This is a genomic window from Proteus mirabilis HI4320, from assembly GCF_000069965.1.
Lineage (GTDB): Bacteria > Pseudomonadota > Gammaproteobacteria > Enterobacterales > Enterobacteriaceae > Proteus > Proteus mirabilis.
Genome location: NC_010554.1, coordinates 2,977,205 through 2,995,280, shown reverse-complemented (window position 1 = coordinate 2,995,280; position 18,076 = coordinate 2,977,205). Strand labels below are relative to the sequence as shown.

General features: G+C 38.2%; 15 protein-coding genes. 7 read left to right on the top strand and 8 right to left on the bottom strand.

Annotated features, from left to right (window positions below; all coding sequences use genetic code 11):
* Window positions 1-7: 7 nt before the first annotated feature.
* Window positions 8-1,417, bottom strand: a complete 1,410-nt coding sequence (dnaB, locus tag PMI_RS13510; protein ID WP_004245896.1) for a replicative DNA helicase — start codon at window positions 1,415-1,417, stop codon at window positions 8-10.
* Between the two features lie 167 nt (window positions 1,418-1,584).
* On the opposite strand from dnaB, the gene PMI_RS13505 reads away from it, so the two are divergent.
* The gene (locus tag PMI_RS13505) at window positions 1,585-2,568 is read left to right on the top strand and encodes an NADPH:quinone reductase (RefSeq protein WP_004245895.1); all 984 of its coding nucleotides are present in this window, start codon (window positions 1,585-1,587) and stop codon (window positions 2,566-2,568) included.
* A gap of 106 nt (window positions 2,569-2,674) precedes the next feature.
* Here PMI_RS13505 and dusA read toward each other — a convergent pair whose 3' ends face one another.
* Complete coding sequence (gene dusA, locus PMI_RS13500; protein ID WP_012368489.1) at window positions 2,675-3,709, bottom strand: tRNA dihydrouridine(20/20a) synthase DusA; 1,035 nt, start codon at window positions 3,707-3,709, stop codon at window positions 2,675-2,677.
* 892 nt (window positions 3,710-4,601) lie between these two features.
* Between dusA and PMI_RS13495 the strand changes: the two genes are divergently transcribed.
* The 5 genes from PMI_RS13495 (at window position 4,602) to potD (ending at window position 10,215) form a co-directional block, all read left to right on the top strand.
* Entirely contained in the window at window positions 4,602-5,876 is a 1,275-nt protein-coding gene (locus PMI_RS13495) for a S8 family peptidase (RefSeq protein ID WP_004249170.1), read from the top strand.
* 443 nt (window positions 5,877-6,319) lie between these two features.
* The gene (gene potA, locus PMI_RS13490; RefSeq protein ID WP_004245891.1) at window positions 6,320-7,435 is read left to right on the top strand and encodes a spermidine/putrescine ABC transporter ATP-binding protein PotA; all 1,116 of its coding nucleotides are present in this window, start codon (window positions 6,320-6,322) and stop codon (window positions 7,433-7,435) included.
* Window positions 7,419-8,279: a spermidine/putrescine ABC transporter permease PotB gene (gene potB / locus PMI_RS13485; RefSeq protein WP_004250112.1), complete on the top strand. Its 861-nt coding sequence runs from the start codon at window positions 7,419-7,421 to the stop codon at window positions 8,277-8,279. The genes potA and potB overlap by 17 nt, the downstream gene beginning before the upstream one ends.
* Entirely contained in the window at window positions 8,276-9,055 is a 780-nt protein-coding gene (potC, locus tag PMI_RS13480) for a spermidine/putrescine ABC transporter permease PotC (RefSeq protein ID WP_004245888.1), read from the top strand. The genes potB and potC overlap by 4 nt, the downstream gene beginning before the upstream one ends.
* 116 nt (window positions 9,056-9,171) lie before the next feature.
* Complete coding sequence (gene potD, locus PMI_RS13475; protein ID WP_004245887.1) at window positions 9,172-10,215, top strand: spermidine/putrescine ABC transporter substrate-binding protein PotD; 1,044 nt, start codon at window positions 9,172-9,174, stop codon at window positions 10,213-10,215.
* A gap of 133 nt (window positions 10,216-10,348) precedes the next feature.
* Here the strand turns inward: potD and PMI_RS13470 are convergent, their stop codons facing one another.
* From PMI_RS13470 to PMI_RS13445, 6 genes are all read right to left on the bottom strand, one after another.
* Complete coding sequence (locus PMI_RS13470) at window positions 10,349-10,666, bottom strand: helix-turn-helix domain-containing protein (RefSeq protein WP_004245886.1); 318 nt, start codon at window positions 10,664-10,666, stop codon at window positions 10,349-10,351.
* A 26-nt stretch (window positions 10,667-10,692) separates the two neighbouring features.
* Window positions 10,693-11,766: a fimbrial protein gene (locus tag PMI_RS13465; RefSeq protein ID WP_004250113.1), complete on the bottom strand. Its 1,074-nt coding sequence runs from the start codon at window positions 11,764-11,766 to the stop codon at window positions 10,693-10,695.
* A complete protein-coding gene (locus tag PMI_RS13460; RefSeq protein WP_012368488.1) occupies window positions 11,766-12,284 on the bottom strand; it encodes a fimbrial protein in 519 nt (172 codons plus the stop codon). Before PMI_RS13460 ends, PMI_RS13465 begins: the two co-directional genes overlap by 1 nt.
* Window positions 12,284-14,815, bottom strand: a complete 2,532-nt coding sequence (locus PMI_RS13455) for a fimbria/pilus outer membrane usher protein (RefSeq protein ID WP_012368487.1) — start codon at window positions 14,813-14,815, stop codon at window positions 12,284-12,286. The genes PMI_RS13460 and PMI_RS13455 overlap by 1 nt, the downstream gene beginning before the upstream one ends.
* Window positions 14,816-14,851: 36 nt before the next feature.
* Entirely contained in the window at window positions 14,852-15,529 is a 678-nt protein-coding gene (locus PMI_RS13450; RefSeq protein ID WP_004245879.1) for a fimbrial biogenesis chaperone, read from the bottom strand.
* A gap of 98 nt (window positions 15,530-15,627) precedes the next feature.
* Window positions 15,628-16,188: a fimbrial protein gene (locus tag PMI_RS13445; RefSeq protein WP_004245878.1), complete on the bottom strand. Its 561-nt coding sequence runs from the start codon at window positions 16,186-16,188 to the stop codon at window positions 15,628-15,630.
* A gap of 869 nt (window positions 16,189-17,057) precedes the next feature.
* Here PMI_RS13445 and yddG point away from each other — a divergent pair.
* Complete coding sequence (yddG, locus tag PMI_RS13440; protein ID WP_004245877.1) at window positions 17,058-17,993, top strand: aromatic amino acid DMT transporter YddG; 936 nt, start codon at window positions 17,058-17,060, stop codon at window positions 17,991-17,993.
* Window positions 17,994-18,076 lie beyond the last annotated feature (83 nt).

Genomic DNA, 18,076 nt, shown 5'->3' with positions numbered 1-18,076 from the left:
TGGATGGTTATTCGTCGTCGTAAGCAGGGCCTGCGTAGTTATCAAAGCGAGACCATTGACCATTAAAGGTTAGTCTTACCGTACCGATAGGGCCATTACGCTGTTTACCAATGATAATTTCTGCCACCCCTTTTAGGTCGCTATTTTCGTGATAAACTTCGTCACGATAGATAAACATAATCAAGTCGGCATCTTGCTCAATAGAGCCCGATTCACGTAAGTCAGAGTTAACTGGGCGCTTATCAGCACGTTGTTCCAAACTACGGTTTAACTGTGACAGAGCGACAACAGGAACCTGTAATTCTTTAGCTAATGCTTTCAAAGAGCGTGAAATTTCAGCAATTTCTAAAGTTCGGTTCTCAGATAATGAAGGTACTCTCATTAACTGCAAGTAGTCAATCATGATTAGGCTTAAACCGCCATGTTCACGATAAATTCTTCGGGCACGAGAGCGCACCTCGGTGGGGGTTAAACCAGAGGAATCATCAATATACATATTACGTTTTTCAAGCAAAATACCCATGGTACTTGAAATACGCGCCCAATCTTCATCGTCAAGTTGCCCAGTACGAATACGGGTTTGATCCACGCGAGACAATGAAGCGAGCATACGCATCATGATTTGGTTACCTGGCATCTCTAAGCTAAAGATAAGTACAGGTTTTTCTTCCGTCATTGCCGCATTTTCGCATAAGTTCATCGCGAAGGTGGTTTTACCCATAGAAGGACGTGCTGCGACAATAATTAAATCTGATTTTTGCAGTCCGGCGGTTTTTTTATCCAGATCTTGATAGCCACTGGATACCCCCGTCACACCATCATGAGGTTTTTGGTAGAGTTGCTCTATTTTTTCAACGGTTTCTTCTAAAATGGCATCAATTGCTTTTGGCCCTTCATCTTTATTGGCGCGGGTTTCGGCAATTTGAAAGACGCGAGATTCAGCAAAATCGAGCAGATCTTCGCTGGTGCGTCCTTGGGGATCAAATCCAGCATCAGCAATTTCATTGGCGACTTTGATCATATCGCGAACGACAGCACGCTCACGTACAATGTCGGCATAAGCGTTAATATTGGCTGCACTTGGCGTATTTTTGGATAGTTCTGCTAAATAAGCAAAGCCTCCAACGCTTTCTAATTCTGCGTTTTGTTCTAGTGCTTCTGATAAGGTTATCAGATCAATAGGTTTACCCAGCTCAAGTAAACGCTGCATTTGCGCAAAAATAGTGCGATGAGGTCGGCTATAAAAATCATCGGCAGTGACACGCTCGGAGACATTATCCCAACGCTCGTTATCTATCATTAGACCGCCTAACACCGATTGTTCGGCTTCTAGCGAATGGGGGGGAAGCTTCAACCCTTCCATTTGGCGATCTTTTATCTCAGACATTAGCTTGTCAGTGGTCTTGTTTCTGGCCATAAATCCTGCACAAAGTCGAAAAAATATCAATCAGCGCATTAGTATACGCTAACCCAATAATCTGTGCCTTGTAGAAATAACGATCATTTGTCATTATCTCTACAGGTCGTTACAACGCTGGTTTATATAATCCTAGGTCAATCATCAATCTTATAAAGGAGATTACGATGGCTAAACGCATTCAGTTTGCAGCTCATGGTAATGCCGATGTACTCGAGCTAACTTCATTTACCCCCGCCCCTCTAGGCGATAACGAAGTACAGGTTGCCAATAAAGCCATTGGCATTAATTATATTGATACTTATGTGCGTAGCGGATTATATCCAGTAGAGCATTTCCCAAGTGGCTTAGGAACTGAAGCTGCCGGTGTTGTGATTAAAACAGGCGCTCATGTTACTTCACTTAAAGAAGGGGATAGAGTTGTATATGCACAATCTCCATTAGGCGCCTACAGCGATACGCATAATGTACCAGAAAATAAAGTAGCTCGCCTGCCTGATAATATCTCTTTTGAACAAGCCGCCGCCTCTTTTTTGAAAGGATTAACGGTTTATTATCTATTCAATGAAACATACAAATTACGTGCAGGGGAAACCTTTTTATTCCATGCAGCGGCGGGTGGCGTCGGGCTAATTGCCAGCCAATGGGCGAAAGCGATTGGCGCTAAAATGATTGGTACTGCAGGCAGTGATGAGAAAGTGGCTAAAGCTAAGGCCGCAGGTGCATGGAAAGTGATTAACTATCAAACTGAATCTATTGTTGAACGTGTCCTTGCGCTCACCAATAACCAAAAAGTACCCGTTGTGTATGATTCTGTTGGCAAAGCAACTTGGTTGGATTCGTTGCACTGTTTGCAACGCCGAGGCTTAATGGTCAGTTTTGGTAACGCTTCTGGTGCGGTAACAGGGGTTGATTTAGGTATTCTTAATAAATTGGGTTCACTTTATGTTACTCGTCCTTCTATTTCCGGCTACATTACGACGCGCGAAGAGTTAGATGCAGCAAGTGAAGCACTATTTACGTTAATTGGTCGTGGTAAAATTGATGTCAGTGTGCCAGATAATCAGAAATTTGCATTAGCTGATGCTAAAGCCGCACACCGTTATCTTGAAAGTCGTCAATCTCAAGGTTCAAGTCTATTGATCCCATAGTTTTTAAAGGTTACAAGTATAAAAAATCCATCTTTATTAACTGATTAACTAAATAGTTGATTAAGCAATTTGAGTAAGATGGATTTTTATCACAGGTTAAAAAGGACTATTTTTCGGTCACAAACTTGAGCGCATTCTCTAGCACGGTTAAATCAGCACCTTGTTTGTGGGCATTTTCACTTAAATGACGACGCCATTGTCTTGCCCCGGGAATACCTTGGAAAATTCCCAACATATGGCGGGTGATATGACCTAAATAAGTGCCTTGTGAGAGCTCTTTTTCAATATAAGGATACATGGCTTTTACGGCAGCGACGGCATTAGCAACAGGTAACTGATTATCAAAAAGCACGTGATCCACATGAGCCAATATTGATGGATTTTGATAAGCTTCGCGACCTACCATAACACCATCCATATATTTTAAGTGCTCCTGCGCCTCTTCTAGTGACTTAATTCCCCCATTAATTGCCATAGTGAGATGCGAGAAATCACGTTTTAATTGATAAACACGAGGATAATCTAAAGGAGGCACTTCGCGGTTTTCTTTGGGGCTTAATCCCGATAACCAAGCTTTGCGAGCATGAATAATAAAGGTATCGCAGTTATTATCACGGCTGACGGTATCAATAAAATCACATAGAAATTGATAACTATCTTGGTTGTCGATGCCAATACGTGTTTTTACCGTCACAGGAATATCGACCACATCACGCATAGCTTTCACGCAATCTGCAACGAGTTGTGCTTCACCCATTAAACAAGCACCAAAGCGTCCATTTTGTACCCGATCAGAAGGGCAACCTACATTTAAATTAATTTCATCATATCCACGCTCTTGTGCCAATTTTGCACATTGCGCTAACGCTTGTGGATCACTGCCGCCAAGCTGTAATGAGATCGGGTGCTCTTCGTTGCTATATTTTAAATAATCACCTTTGCCATGAATAATGGCACCTGTTGTGACCATTTCAGTATACAGCAAAGTATTTTTGGTAAGCTGGCGAAAGAAATAACGGCAATGGCGATCAGTCCAATCGAGCATAGGTGCAACAGAGAAGCGATTAAGTGGGTAATTCCCTTGAGTGCCCTGTGTTTGCTTGTTTTCTAGTGTTTTATCGGTTGGTGTATTTTCGTGCATTATAACCCATTTTAGTGTGTTTTCTCTTTATCAGGACACCAATGAGGACACCAGATTTTGGTGTTTTACTGAGAGTAAGAGAGGATTTATATCGAGATGGCTTACTATAGCATAACAAAATGTGATAGAGCAGGTGGTGTGATCTTTCCCTAAAACGAGGCCGATATAATTAGATTTTATGTACGAAGCTTAATTATTGATGAACTAATCTAGGTTTAATTATTAGATCGAAAAGGGCTCCTATAAGGAGCCCTTCGAAAATATCTCGCTAACGGGGTCTAAGACCAACCAGCTTCACACTGTACCGCGCTTTCAATCTAGTGACGTTTCCGTCGATGATTAGATTCTAGTCAATTCCCGATTGATGTCAAGTAGCTTGTTCTTCATCGGATGTATAGATATACTTTTTTATCATCAGAGTGGAATATCAATATGCCTGTAAAATCAATAATTAAGACGCTATCTAACTCTCGACTCTTTACTTACAAACAACCACTCTTATGCGATTTTACGCTGTAAAAAGTCACATCAGATATTTTACACCAACCAATCAATGCAGAAGAGACGCAAAGCTTGGCCTTTAACGGTTGGTATTGATGTTACTTTCATTCCAAAACCAGCCTCAGCTCAAGGCAACCATCCCAATGCGACTCAAGTAAAACAATGAAAAAGATTTATATTGTGCACTCACTGGTCTGGATCTTTGATCCCATTCAAATGGAAGTGCATCCTGTCTAAGAAAAACTAAATTATTTAATGAGTATAAATACACAGTATATTATCTTAATAATTAAATTTATCTCAATGCTATTAAAAATGAAAATAGCCAATGCTCAAAAATCTACGTTATAAAACAAAAGTAAAAATAAAAAATAGAAAAGGAGCATTGGTTATGAATATTGAAAGGAAAATACTAGTCAAACTAAAAAATATACATTCACTTGATCAAAATAAAAAACTATTACGCTCTGGTTACCATAATCAATATAATACATTTTTATCTAATATTTCTTTTGTTCCAGTATTATCATCATCACAATTACCACCTAAAAATCATCTTTCTCTTACATCAAATCATTTAAATGATTACTATTATTTAAATTTACCTAATGATAACACATATACATTAGATGAAATTATTAAAATATTAAAACAACATCCTGATATAGAATATGTGCAAAAAATTCCAAAATTACCTGTACAGCCACCTAATATTACGCCGGATTTAACTCGCCATCAGCATTATTTAAAAACCCCAAAAATAAAATCAAATGAAATAACTGGGTTAGGTATTATAGACGCTTGGAATAAAAATGCTTATGGACAAGGTATACAGGTGGCCGATATTGAGTGGGATTTTGATTTATCACATCCCGATTTGTTAGCTAATAATATCACGCCACTTTTTCCTTTAACTGAAAAAACCGATCAAGCCGACCATGGTACGGCAGTGGCGGGGTTAATTATGGGGAAAAAAGACGGTAAAGGTATTACTGGGCTTGCTTATAAATTAGATATGTTTTATGCCATATCAGAATTAAGCAGTGGTCGTATTGAAGCAATTATTGCCAGTAAACAGAAATTACACGCGGGTGATATTGTTTTATATGAGATGCAGACAGTTTGTGAACATCATGCTTATGTTCCTGCTGATTATGAAATGCATATCTGGGAGGCAACTCGTACATTAACAGAAGCGGGGATTATTGTGATCATGGCTGCCGGCAATGGGGGGGTTGATCTCGATTTACCTTTTTATGATAGCTATCGTCAACGTAGCGATAACCACTCTATACGTGTCGGTGCGGGCTCGCCTTATACGCTAAATCGTTTACCTTTCTCAACGCATGGCTCCCCCATACATGTGCAAGCATGGGGAGAAGATGTGACCACTGCCGGATATGGTGATCTTTTTCATGGTGACGGGAATAACAAATATACGGCTAATTTTAGTGGAACATCATCAGCCTGTGCATTAGTCGCGGGGGCGGCTGCGGTTATTCAATCTTGGTATAAAGATAAAACCAACACGGTATTAACGCCAATAGAGATGCGAGAGCTACTGATTAAAACAGGAACTTATCCATCATTAAATGAAAAGATAGGCCCTTTGCCTAATGTAAATAATGCCATCTTACATTTAAAAAATTTAATCCAATATAATTAATAGAAAGGATACCTTCTATGGCTTAAGACTATGGAAGGTATTTTTAGTATTTATCTTGCTGAAAATAATCTTTTTTAAGTCTGTTTTAGACTTGAAAATACCGCGATAGAATGATTTGTGATAAAAAATTTATTTAATCATAAATTAAAATAATTTATTAGTATTTATACTTATTATTAATTATTTGATTATATTCTATTTTTTGTTTTTTATAACAAAGTCGAAAGTTATGATGAAAAGCTTAAAAATGAATAGTTTTTCATAAGAAATGTACCTTTTTGCTTTCAATTTTACCTCACTACGTTTATCATTTGCCCCTTGTACTATACATACGGCGTTGCTGGTTTTGGGCTTCTGTGGAGCATACTGCTCCGGCAGCTCACACAGTCTTTTCCGGCGGCGGTTCTATCTGCATTATTCTTCGGGATAGAGTATTACCTTAAATGACTGAGAAAACATCTCTGACACCACTAGTCGAATTAAAATCCTTAAGTAAAGGTTTCGACGGAAAACAAATCATTTCCCGCCTCGATCTGACTATCAACCATGGCGAGTTTTTAACCATACTCGGCCCTTCAGGCTGTGGTAAGACGACGGTATTACGTTTAATTGCGGGCTTAGAAGACGCGGATGATGGACAAATTATCCTAGATGGACAGGATATTACCCATATTCCAGCAGAACAGCGTTTTGTAAATACCGTTTTCCAAAGTTATGCCCTGTTTCCCCATATGACCGTATTTGAAAATGTGGCTTTTGGTCTACGTATGCAGAAAACACCTGCTGCAGAGATCAATAGTCGCGTTATGGAAGCGTTACGTATGGTGCAACTGGAGGACTTTGCCCAACGCCGTCCTGCTCACCTTTCTGGTGGTCAACAGCAACGGGTTGCGATTGCACGGGCGGTGGTCAATAAGCCGAAGGTATTGTTGTTAGACGAATCATTGTCTGCTCTGGATTACAAATTACGTAAGCAGATGCAAAATGAGCTAAAAGCCTTACAACGAAAACTGGGGATCACCTTTATTTTCGTCACCCACGATCAGGAAGAAGCACTGACTATGTCAGATAGGATCGTGGTAATGAAAGAAGGGCGTATTGAGCAAGACGGCACGCCTCGAGAAATCTATGAAGAGCCAACTAATTTATTCGTTGCTCAATTTATAGGTGAAATCAATATCTTTGATGCACGTGTCCTACATCGTATTGATGAGACACGTATTAGAGCGGATGTTGAAGGGCACGAATGCGATATTTATACGCAATTACCTGTTACTCAAAATCAGCAACTGAAAGTGTTACTCAGACCAGAAGATCTGCGCGTTGAAGAGATACACGATCTTGAAAACCTTCCGGGACTTATCGGTTATGTTCGTGAACGTAACTATAAAGGCATGACGCTAGATTCTGTTGTTGAAATGGAAAATGGCAAGATGGTGATGGTGAGTGAATTCTTTAATGAAGATGATCCGGATGTTGATCACTCGTTAGACCAAAAGATAGCGGTAACTTGGGTTGAGAGCTGGGAGGTCGTGCTGGCTGATGAAGAAAACACGTAAACTATTTCAAAACATCGTTATTACTGGTGTTGTGGGTTGGTTAATGGTGTTCGTCTTCTTACCGAATATCATGATCATCGCCACCAGTTTTTTAACCCGTGATGATGCGAATTTAGTCGAGATGGTTTTTACACTCGATAACTATTATCGCTTATTTGATCCAATGTATGCAGAAGTATTACTGCACTCTATTAATATGGCATTGGTAGCGACCTTAGCTTGTTTAATATTAGGTTATCCTTTTGCTTTTTTTCTGGCAAAAATGCCTAAGAAAATACAACCATTACTGCTGTTTTTATTAATAGTTCCCTTTTGGACTAACTCACTTATTCGTATTTATGGGTTAAAGATTTTTCTTAGTACGAAAGGCTATTTTAATGAGTTTCTATTGTGGATAGGGCTTATCGATAAACCGCTAAGGATTATCTATACCCCAGAGGCGGTAGTATTAGGGTTGGTTTATATTTTATTACCTTTTATGGTTCTGCCACTCTATTCCAGCATTGAAAAACTGGATAAACCCTGTTTGGAAGCAGCTCGAGATCTCGGTGCGAATAAATTACAGACCTTTATTCGTATTATTATCCCATTAACTATGCCGGGGATCATCGCAGGTTGTTTATTGGTAATGTTACCTGCCATGGGCTTATTCTTTGTGGCGGACTTAATGGGGGGCGCGAAAAACCTACTTATTGGTAACGTAATAAAGAGCCAATTCTTAAATATTCGCGACTGGCCATTTGGGGCAGCTACCAGTATCTGTTTAACACTGGTGATGGGGTTAATGCTATTTGTGTATTACCGAGCCGTAAAACTACTGCATAAGAAGGTAGAAATAGAATGATAGGACGGTTATTGCGGGGTGGATTTATGTCCATCATTTACGCGTATCTTTATATCCCGATTATCATTCTGATAGTTAACTCTTTTAACTCATCACGTTTCGGGATCAACTGGAAAGGCTTTACCACTGACTGGTATACCATTTTATTAAATAATGACAGCCTGCTACAAGCTGCAGGGCATTCATTAACGATGGCAGTCACCTCAGCAACCTTTGCGACGTTGATTGGTTCATTGGCTGCGGTGGCGCTTTATCGCTATCGTTTTCGTGGTAAAAAGTTTGTTGGTGGTATGCTGTTTGTGGTGATGATGTCGCCAGATATTGTGATGGCGATTTCATTATTGGTTTTATTTATGCTATTAGGCATTTCCTTAGGGTTTTGGTCATTACTGGTGTCGCATATTACCTTTTGTCTGCCTTTTGTGGTGGTCACGGTCTATTCGCGACTCAGTGGTTTTGATGTCAAAATGCTTGAAGCCGCTAAGGATCTAGGGGCGGGTGAATTTACTATTTTACGTAAAATCATTATGCCATTAGCGATGCCAGCAGTAGCCTCGGGGTGGTTATTAAGCTTTACGTTATCGATGGATGACGTGGTTGTCTCCTCTTTTGTGACTGGACCAAGCTATGAAATTTTACCATTAAAAATTTACTCAATGGTAAAAGTAGGTGTTTCACCGGAAGTGAATGCACTGGCAACCATCCTTTTAGGGCTATCATTAGTATTAGTATTAATTAGTCAGTTGATCTTACGAGATAGAACTGGCAAAGCGTAATTTAAAAGTATTAGTGCGAGTTTCTCGCACTTTTTACGGTCTTGATGACCAAATCTGTTGGAGGTAGGCGTTACGCCTATTTGATATTAACGCATCAACCACTGAAGGAAGCCTAAATGAAAAAGTGGTCCTCTGTACTTGCTGCCAGTGTAATGGCATTAAGTATTGGTACAGCATCGGCTGATGATGGTAAGACAATCTATTTCTATAACTGGACGGAATATGTACCGCCAGGATTGCTGGAACAGTTTACAAAAGAAACTGGGATTAAGGTGATTTACTCCACCTATGAATCTAACGAAAGCATGTATACCAAATTAAAAACCTATAAAGATGGTGCTTATGATTTGGTGGTTCCTTCAACTTATTTTATTTCTAAAATGAGTCATGAGGGGATGCTACAGAAGATTGATAAATCGAAGCTCAGTAATTTTGATAATCTTGACCCAAGTTTATTACATAAATCATTCGATCCTCAAAATGACTACTCAATCCCTTATATTTGGGGAGCGACTGCGATAGGGATTAATAGTGATGAAGTTGATGTAAGTAGCATTACTTCATGGGCTGATTTATGGAAACCGGAATATAAAGATAGTTTACTGTTAACGGATGATGCACGTGAAGTATTCCAAATGGCTTTATTAAAATTAGGCTATTCAGGTAATACCACAGATCCAAAACAGATTGAAGAAGCCTATAAAGAGTTACAAAAGCTGATGCCTAATGTACTGGCTTTTAATTCGGATAATCCTGCCAATCCTTATATGCAAGGAGAAGTGAATCTAGGGATGATCTGGAATGGCTCTGCATTTATTGCGCGAGAAGCCGGTGCTCCTATTGAGTTGGTATGGCCAAAAGAGGGCGGTATCTTCTGGATGGACAGCTTAGCTATTCCTGCAAATGCAAAAAATGTTGAAGGTGCGCATAAGCTTATCGACTTCTTATTACGCCCTGAAGTTGCTGCAAAAGTGGCTGAAAATATCGGCTATCCAACACCTAATTTAGCGGCACAAAAATTATTGCCAAAAGCTATCACAAAAGATAGCTCACTTTACCCTAGTGAAGAGATTATCAGTAAAGGCGAATGGCAAAATGATGTGGGTGAAGCGACGGTTTTATACGAAAGCTATTACCAAAAACTGAAAGCGGGTCGTTAATTAAGTTTATCAGTACCAAAAAGCCACCGTTAAACGGTGGCTTCTTATATTTGTATAGAAAAAAGAGAACATTATCATTAAATCAACGATAAAATAGATGACAGTGTGTATTTGAACCGAAAGGATAATTAAGTTAAGGGCGATTAGTGCCATTTTTTATACAAGCCTCGGCAATCAGCAGGCTGTTTTTTTCTTGTATATTTCGTTGTTGCTCAATATTAATCATATAGTTACTTTGTAAGAAATAGCTGATATGAACATCAAACTTTTCAGTAATTAAATAAACAAACTCAATACTGATCCTATTTGTTCCTCGTTCATACCGTGAAAGTTGTTGCTGACTTATGCCTAACTCTTTGGCAAATAGTTTCCCCGAATATTTTAAATTTTTTCGCAAGTGACGTATTCGTTGTCCTATACGAAAATTAATCGTTTTGCTGCTATCAATCATTTCATCAGCCTTAAAAATTCAAATCATTATTGATAAGAAAAAGTGAGACTGGCTAATCCGTTTGCTTTACCCGGTTTTAGTGTCCCAGTCGTGATATAGCGAGTTGACAGGTTTAATATGTAGTTTTCGTTGTTAGAAGTTGTTATATGGAGTAAACGTTGGTTAGGTTGTCCTATCGCACTGATATCAGGGCCATACACCACGGGAGTTGGATTATCATTAAAGAAAAATTGAATACCAATACCAGAAGCATCAGAATCTGATGTCAGTGTGAGGATATCTGTATTATTAGAATAGGTAGACTGATCGGTCATGCTGGCATATAAATGCACATTACTATCGCATGTAACAGAGATGGGTTTAGCCTGACTTTTTGATGTTGAACCAATGGCTGCCATATCTCGCATTGAGATATCACCTAATTCATAGGTGAGATTTTTGGTATTTACGGTACAGCCTCGAGCTTTAATAGTAATAGTGACGGGGTTAATTGCTACGATAGAGGTATTATTGCCTTTATGGCCTCCACCATATTCAGACCATGTATTGGCGATAACTGTATATGGAATGTTATAAACGCCAGTCTCAAGATGTTTATCTGTCACCACAAAGACGACTTTGCCTTTCAGTGAAACGCGATCCACATTATGGTTAACGGTAGAGCCTACTGCAGGATAAATCACCGTTGCACCCGAACCGTTATCAACATCAATAGGTACGTAAGCAACACTATCATTGTTATCTTTTAAACCAAAAGCATAGCCGATACCTTTAACTCCGGGGAGTGAATAAACAGGATAACGATTACTACCTTCGTAATAGTAGATCCCGCTAATTTTTGAACCAGTAGCATTAGCATAGAGGGTTTCAACCCAACATTTTTGCAAAAATTTCTTCTCACATTTGAAACCATTATGGACAGAGGTTTCACCTATCCAAGTTGATGTGATGGGCGTTCCTGCGGGAGTACCATCGGCGGCACCATCAAAATTCATAGGTGGAGGGGTTACCACTAATGGATCTGCAATAGCCCATGCCATTTGGCTCGGGATACAAAGAAGAGAAACCAGCAATGTGAAGAAAGAAAAAGAGCGTGTCATTATTGGTACTCCAGTAAAAAGGTTGCTGTTGCATTCGCCGATCCGGCTTGAACAGGAAGTTGAGTCGCTACATAGCGAGCATAAAATTGCAGGGTATTATCTTGGTTAGGCAATAAGGTATAAGACTGGCTTTTATCGTTAATATCGATGGAAGCTCCTAAGTTATCCATAATGGAAATGGCAACTCCCTTGGCACCCGTTGCATCAATGGCGAGTAAGGCGTTATCAATAGGATCGGCACGACCATTAAAACTGACCTTCACAGCACTGGCTTCAGGTTGGCAATCGACTAATTTAATACTAAAAGGGATAACAGGCGTACGTTGTTGCGTTATCGTCGTAGAAATAAAATCTTTTGTGGCGATTTGGCCTAATTTTACGGTAATACGTTTTGAGTTTGTCTCTACCGTACATGTGTTTCCTGTTACTCTGGCATTAATGTGTACCAATGTATCGTAAGCAGATCCCTTAGTGGTAAACAGTAATGACAACGCTACAATAAGCATTAATTTGTGCATTATTGGCACTCCTGTGTCATTTTCACAAAAGGTTCATCAAGTTGAGAGGCGGGTAATTGATAGTTCACTTGACAGTATTGAGAGGCATTATGCCCCCAGCGGATCTCTAATTTTCCTGAATCAGGGACACCCGATAAGTAGAGTAAGCCATCATCGCCAACAATACCGGACAGATGATTTTGTTTATCAGTTGCTATTGCCCCAAAAGGGAGTGGGCGACCTTGGTGTTGTAGCGTCAGTAATAAGCGATACCCTTTTTTAGCATCAAACTGAACTTTAATGACGGCGCCTTGTGTTGGGATCACCTGCTTAATGTTTTGCTCAATTTCAACATTATCGGGTAATGCGGTGGTGTCTAATGCCACTCGATTTTGTCGATAAGCGGTAGCATAGGGAATAACGGCAAACCCTCGCCAGTCAGTATAAACCCCTGTCGCATTATCAATCGGTACATCCGCAGTATTACGAGCATCTACTAAAATGGCATTAGCGCTTAAGGGTTGGCTTAAGGTTAATCCGCCACTATGGAGTAGCATACCTCCAGCGAGGCTATAGTTAATTTGTTGAGCATCTTGATGATAGTTATAGCTAGCATTTAAATTGCCATAGCGACTTTGATAACCCAACGCCGCACTACCGGTATAGTTTCCGCCTTGATTGCTATAACCTTGTTGAACACTGTAATTAAGGGTATTGTCTTCCAATAATGTACCAGCAATCCCCGCATTATGTGTCGAGTAACCGTTATTATTGTGGCTGTAATTATATGTGAGATAAGTGCTATTGATGGATTGATAACTTGTCGGCATTAGCAATTGTAATGGGATAGAAAGACCCACAGACAATGTTTGGTCACGCTGACCACTATTCATCATTCTGTTATAACTATAAATGACGTTATAAGAGAGCCCTTTAATATTGCCATTGTAGCCGGTTTGTACTAGGACATTTTTCTCATTAGTTCCCCAATAATTTTGCCAGTTGGTCATCATAAAAATAGAGCCATAATCCCCCAGTTGTTGTGATAAATTAATTTGTAGGCTCCCTTTCTTGCGATTATGCAAATTAAAATAACTCAACGGTTTTTTTTGATTATCTTCATACAGATAACCGGACATACGCGTATTTAATGTCTCATCTAATGTGTAAAAACCCGAAGTAGAGTAACGATAACCGAGCAATTGAAAGTTTGTGCCAAATTGGTTTAACGACTTGGCATAAAGAAAACGTAAAGAATAACCATCTGATGTTGAGTTATTTGGCAATTGGCTATGAGCAAAGGTGATATCGGTAGAGAAGGCACCTAGGGTACCCATATTTTTACCTGCTCCTAGGGCATAAGATTGGTAATCTTTTGTTGCTAATGCACCACCATAGACAGTGGTGTCATAGGGTAAGCCATAAATAAGATGACCTTGTATAAAGCGAGGTTTTTTATGTTGGTTATTTTGGCGTATTTCACCGGCTTGGATGACAAACTGTTTTTGGCCTTCTCGCTGTAAAATAGGTACAGCAGAATAAGGCACAACATAGCTGTGTTTGCTACCATCATTTTCTTCAATGGTGACATAGAGGTCGCCACTATTTGACGTTGGATAGAGATCACGGATTTCAAAAGCACCCGGAGAAACAAAGGTTTGATAAATCACATAACCGTTTTGGCGGATCACCACTTTAGCATTGCCTTTAGCAATACCTCTGACTACAGGTGCAAATCCTCTTTGGCTATCAGGTAGCATAGTGTCGTCACTTTCTAATGAAATACCTCGAAAATTAACACTGTCAAAAAGTGTTGATGAGGTATAACTATCACCAATTTGTAATTGGCTTCTTAATGACACAATATTGCGTTGCAGATAGGTATTGATATGGTTCCATTGGTTTTTCCCGTTTGACGAATTCCAAGTGGAATAATCGCGTAATCGCCAAGCACCAATATTGATCCCACTACGTAGATTTAAGTAGTAGCTATTATTATGAGAATTTCCCCAGCTATTAGCGCCACTAAAGGTGTAGTTTAAAATACCTGCTGTTATACCGTTATCCCATTTTTCTGGTGGAATATAACCGCGTGCTTTCAAATCTAACGCGGCTTGAGGGACTTGAATATTTAAAGCTTGTTTCTCAATATCATAATTAACAACAGAATCTGGAATGATTTTTTCAATATCAATACATTCATTTGCCGAGAATTTCTCAAAATCAGCAAATAGTTTAATATTGATCCCGAGTGATTGATAATAATCTCGATTTAAACAAGGAATAACATGGTTATCTTGACTAATAAAATGAATATTTTCACTACGCAGATACTCATGATTAAAAACAATATCAAGAAGATAATCACCGGGTTTAATGCGGTTGCCTGCTTCAAAATAACTTAAATCGGTGACGGCATCAGGAGAGTCAGCCAAAAATGCAGGATTAAATCGGTTTGCGCTATATGATGAAAAGGACAGCGTCAATGACAATGCAATGACACTTGGAAAGAGAAAATAAACGATATCTTTATTAGTATTCTTATTAACCATGGTTTTTGACCAACAGGGTTGAAAAAGATGCTGTGATTAATGAACGATTTCTTTTTTTAAAACAGGAGTCTGTGCGCCATAATCATTAATGGTTTGGAATGAAATGGTATTAGCATTCTGATTAACTTTTCCTAATGTTAATTGTGAAAATGGGTTAATCATAATACTTGAAGGAAGTTGACTGTCGGCTGCAGCTAAATTGACCATAGTAATATGATAAGGTGTTGGATTATGGGCAATTAACTCCCCATTTTTATAGGAAAAAGTCACTTCATTGGCATATTTTTCAGTATAAGCGGACAATCCACTAGGACGGTAGAAAAGCTTTATCCGACTCTGGATGGCAATTTGTAGTGTATTTTCATTAGCAAGCTTTTCATCTAAAGAAGGAATAGCTTTGACATTCATCCAAAATAAACTTTCGCGATCTGCAGGTAAAGGTTCACCTGTATACATAATTCTTAAAGCATTCTCTTTATTAGCGTCAAGAATATATAAAGGAGGGGTAACAATAAAATCATTATTTTTATTACCTTGATTATCAGATACCCATGATTGAATTAGAAAACTATTCTCTTTATCTGAATTAGTCACAACAAGATTAGTTTGTTTAATATTAGAATTATAAATAATACGCGTAGCACCTAATGAAACACCATTAGAATAAGCAATAAGTGGGAATAAAAAAATAATAAAAGCAAATATCTTTTTCATAATAAATATTTATTAGCTAATGAATATGGAGTAATAATACTTTTGATAAAAATAGGCCGTCCTTGGCGATAAGACATCAATCAAAAGTGATGAAGTGATTAAGAGTAAGTCACCATAAAGTTAGTTGTAACGTTTGCGCTACCTGCCTTCACTGTATCATCAGTGGAAATAAGAGAAGCGTTATAATTTAATTGGTTTTCACCTTCGATTAATTTTTGAGTTGAAGAAGGTTGTCCTGGAACAACATTTTTGCTGCTTGAATCGGTAATTTTTAACGCTACATTGGTTGCTGCGCCACTGCCTTGTAATGCGAATGCAGTTGCATCACCATCAGAAGCTGTACCGTTAAAGGTAATTGCTGCTAATGATGAAACAGTAATATCGCAGTTATTTAATTTAATGCTAAAAGGAATACGTCCTGTTTCATCACCTTTTTTAGTGAATTCAGCGACACGGAATTGACCCAAACGAACAGTTTGGTTACTTGAACTACTATCAACACCACAAGCAGCATTAACGACAGAACCTTCAAAGTTAATAGTACCACCATTAACTGTAACTTCTGTTGGTGCTGGTGTACCAGTATCTTCTGCTAGGGCAGGTGTAGCAATTATGGCCATTGCTGAAGTAATAATTGCAGATAATAATAACTTTTTCATTAAATGTTCCTATATTTTCAATATATATTTAATACTTAGCTTAATAAAATAAGCTAATATTTAATTCTGTTTTTATTATTAATAATAAAAAACAAGGATTAAATTATTTTTGGAAAATGCCAAATAAGACTATTTTATTTATTAAAACAAAAGCGAGTGATAGCAATCTTCGTGAAAAAGAATAAATTGCCATATATTCACTTAAGTCAAATTTACAAAAATTATAAATGTGGTAAAAAAAATAGAGAAATCGTTTTAAACGATCGTTTTTTGCTGGTTTTATAGATAAATTCTATTAATATCTGCTCAACTATCGGTAATATTTAATTGTTAAAAAATAGAAAAATATATTACTTTGTCTAATGTTTTGTGAGTGATTTTTTATCTGATTGATATTGTTTGGTTTTTTATTTGATTTTATTACATCTATCTCATCATTTATCCGGTGCATCGTAAAAAGATAGCGTACTTATACTTATAAGATGATGTTTCATAAAATGTATTTTATGGATAGTTTTTTTATAAAATGAAACGAAAAATGGCTTTTTGTTAAGTAAAAAAGCACGCTGAAAGGGGGCATTTAAGTAAATTTTAAAATAAAAATTTATTATTTGTAAATAAAATAGAAATATTGTTTATTCATTTTTATTGGAAATTACAAAGCGTATTTTTATCGTATAAAAATAAAAGATACTTTTATTACTCGTATTGGGAGTAAATCAATATATTTAATTTGCTATATTAATTGTAACAAAATGTTTCATTTTCGAGTGCGCTTCTTCTATAGGGAGTGAGTAATTCAAGCAATTACCCCGATTCTGTTTTACTATCGGCTATATAGAGAAAAACTTAAATCTGAAGGTATAAACATGATATCCAGTACATCAAAAGGAACACTCTATGGCATTGTGGCGATATTCCTTTGGAGTACCATTGTTGGGTTAATTCGCAATATCAGTGAGTATTTTGGTGCGGTAGGGGGTGCTGCGCTGATTTACACAACGGGAACGCTATTTTTGATTTTGATCTTAGGGGTGCCTAAGTTATCTCTTTTTCCTAAGCGTTACCTTGCTTGGGGGGCACTTTTATTTGTTAGCTATGAAATCTGTTTATCGCTGGCGCTAGGATTTGCTAGTGATAGAGCACAAGCTATAGAGCTTGGCATGGTTAACTATTTATGGCCCAGCTTTACACTGGCATTAGCGGTATTCTTAAATAAACAGCGATTCTCTATCCTATTGATTGTGGGTTTATTATGCTCATTCAGTGGGCTTGTTTGGGTTGTTAGTGGTGATAATCCACTGACAATAGAAAGCTTATGGAATAATATTTGTCGTAATCCTCTCAGTTATATTTTGGCGTTTATCGGCGCCGTGTTATGGGCATTTTACAGTAATGTGACTCGTCTTATTTCGGGGGGGCACAATGGTATTGTGCCTTTCTTTTTCTTAACAGCATTGGCACTTTGGGGGCAATATATTTTTTCTGCTCCAATCGAGTGGGTGGTTAATGTAAAAAGTATCTCACTGTTACTTATTACTGGGGCTGCGATAGGGTTAGCTAATGCGGCGTGGACGGCAGGAATGATCAGCGGTAATGTGACATTATTAGCGACGCTTTCTTATTTTACTCCGGTAATTTCTACGGCTTTTTCATCCCTACTACTCTCTACAGCACTCTCTTTTTCATTTTGGCAAGGCGTTATGATGGTGACAGGCGGCTCTTTAATTTGTTGGTTAGCGACTCGTCAAAAAATGACAAAAATGCCAAAAACGAGCAAATCGAATGTAAAACAGGGTTCTTAAGTCAAATTTTCGTGCCAATTGGGGGTATTTGAATAAATACTCTCGATTTTAAAAAAGTCTCATTGGTATAAGTTGAAATTTTT

Excerpts from the sequence above, each read along its gene's own strand:
- dnaB (WP_004245896.1), bottom strand. The coding sequence starts at position 1,417 with ATGGCCAGAAACAAGACCACTGACAAGCTAATGTCTGAGATAAAAGAT.
- PMI_RS13505 (WP_004245895.1), top strand. The coding sequence starts at position 1,585 with ATGGCTAAACGCATTCAGTTTGCAGCTCATGGTAATGCCGATGTACTC.
- dusA (WP_012368489.1), bottom strand. The coding sequence starts at position 3,709 with ATGCACGAAAATACACCAACCGATAAAACACTAGAAAACAAGCAAACA.
- PMI_RS13495 (WP_004249170.1), top strand. The coding sequence starts at position 4,602 with ATGAATATTGAAAGGAAAATACTAGTCAAACTAAAAAATATACATTCA.
- potA (WP_004245891.1), top strand. The coding sequence starts at position 6,320 with ATGACTGAGAAAACATCTCTGACACCACTAGTCGAATTAAAATCCTTA.
- potB (WP_004250112.1), top strand. The coding sequence starts at position 7,419 with ATGAAGAAAACACGTAAACTATTTCAAAACATCGTTATTACTGGTGTT.
- potC (WP_004245888.1), top strand. The coding sequence starts at position 8,276 with ATGATAGGACGGTTATTGCGGGGTGGATTTATGTCCATCATTTACGCG.
- potD (WP_004245887.1), top strand. The coding sequence starts at position 9,172 with ATGAAAAAGTGGTCCTCTGTACTTGCTGCCAGTGTAATGGCATTAAGT.
- PMI_RS13470 (WP_004245886.1), bottom strand. The coding sequence starts at position 10,666 with ATGATTGATAGCAGCAAAACGATTAATTTTCGTATAGGACAACGAATA.
- PMI_RS13465 (WP_004250113.1), bottom strand. The coding sequence starts at position 11,766 with ATGACACGCTCTTTTTCTTTCTTCACATTGCTGGTTTCTCTTCTTTGT.
- PMI_RS13460 (WP_012368488.1), bottom strand. The coding sequence starts at position 12,284 with ATGCACAAATTAATGCTTATTGTAGCGTTGTCATTACTGTTTACCACT.
- PMI_RS13455 (WP_012368487.1), bottom strand. The coding sequence starts at position 14,815 with ATGGTTAATAAGAATACTAATAAAGATATCGTTTATTTTCTCTTTCCA.
- PMI_RS13450 (WP_004245879.1), bottom strand. The coding sequence starts at position 15,529 with ATGAAAAAGATATTTGCTTTTATTATTTTTTTATTCCCACTTATTGCT.
- PMI_RS13445 (WP_004245878.1), bottom strand. The coding sequence starts at position 16,188 with ATGAAAAAGTTATTATTATCTGCAATTATTACTTCAGCAATGGCCATA.
- yddG (WP_004245877.1), top strand. The coding sequence starts at position 17,058 with ATGATATCCAGTACATCAAAAGGAACACTCTATGGCATTGTGGCGATA.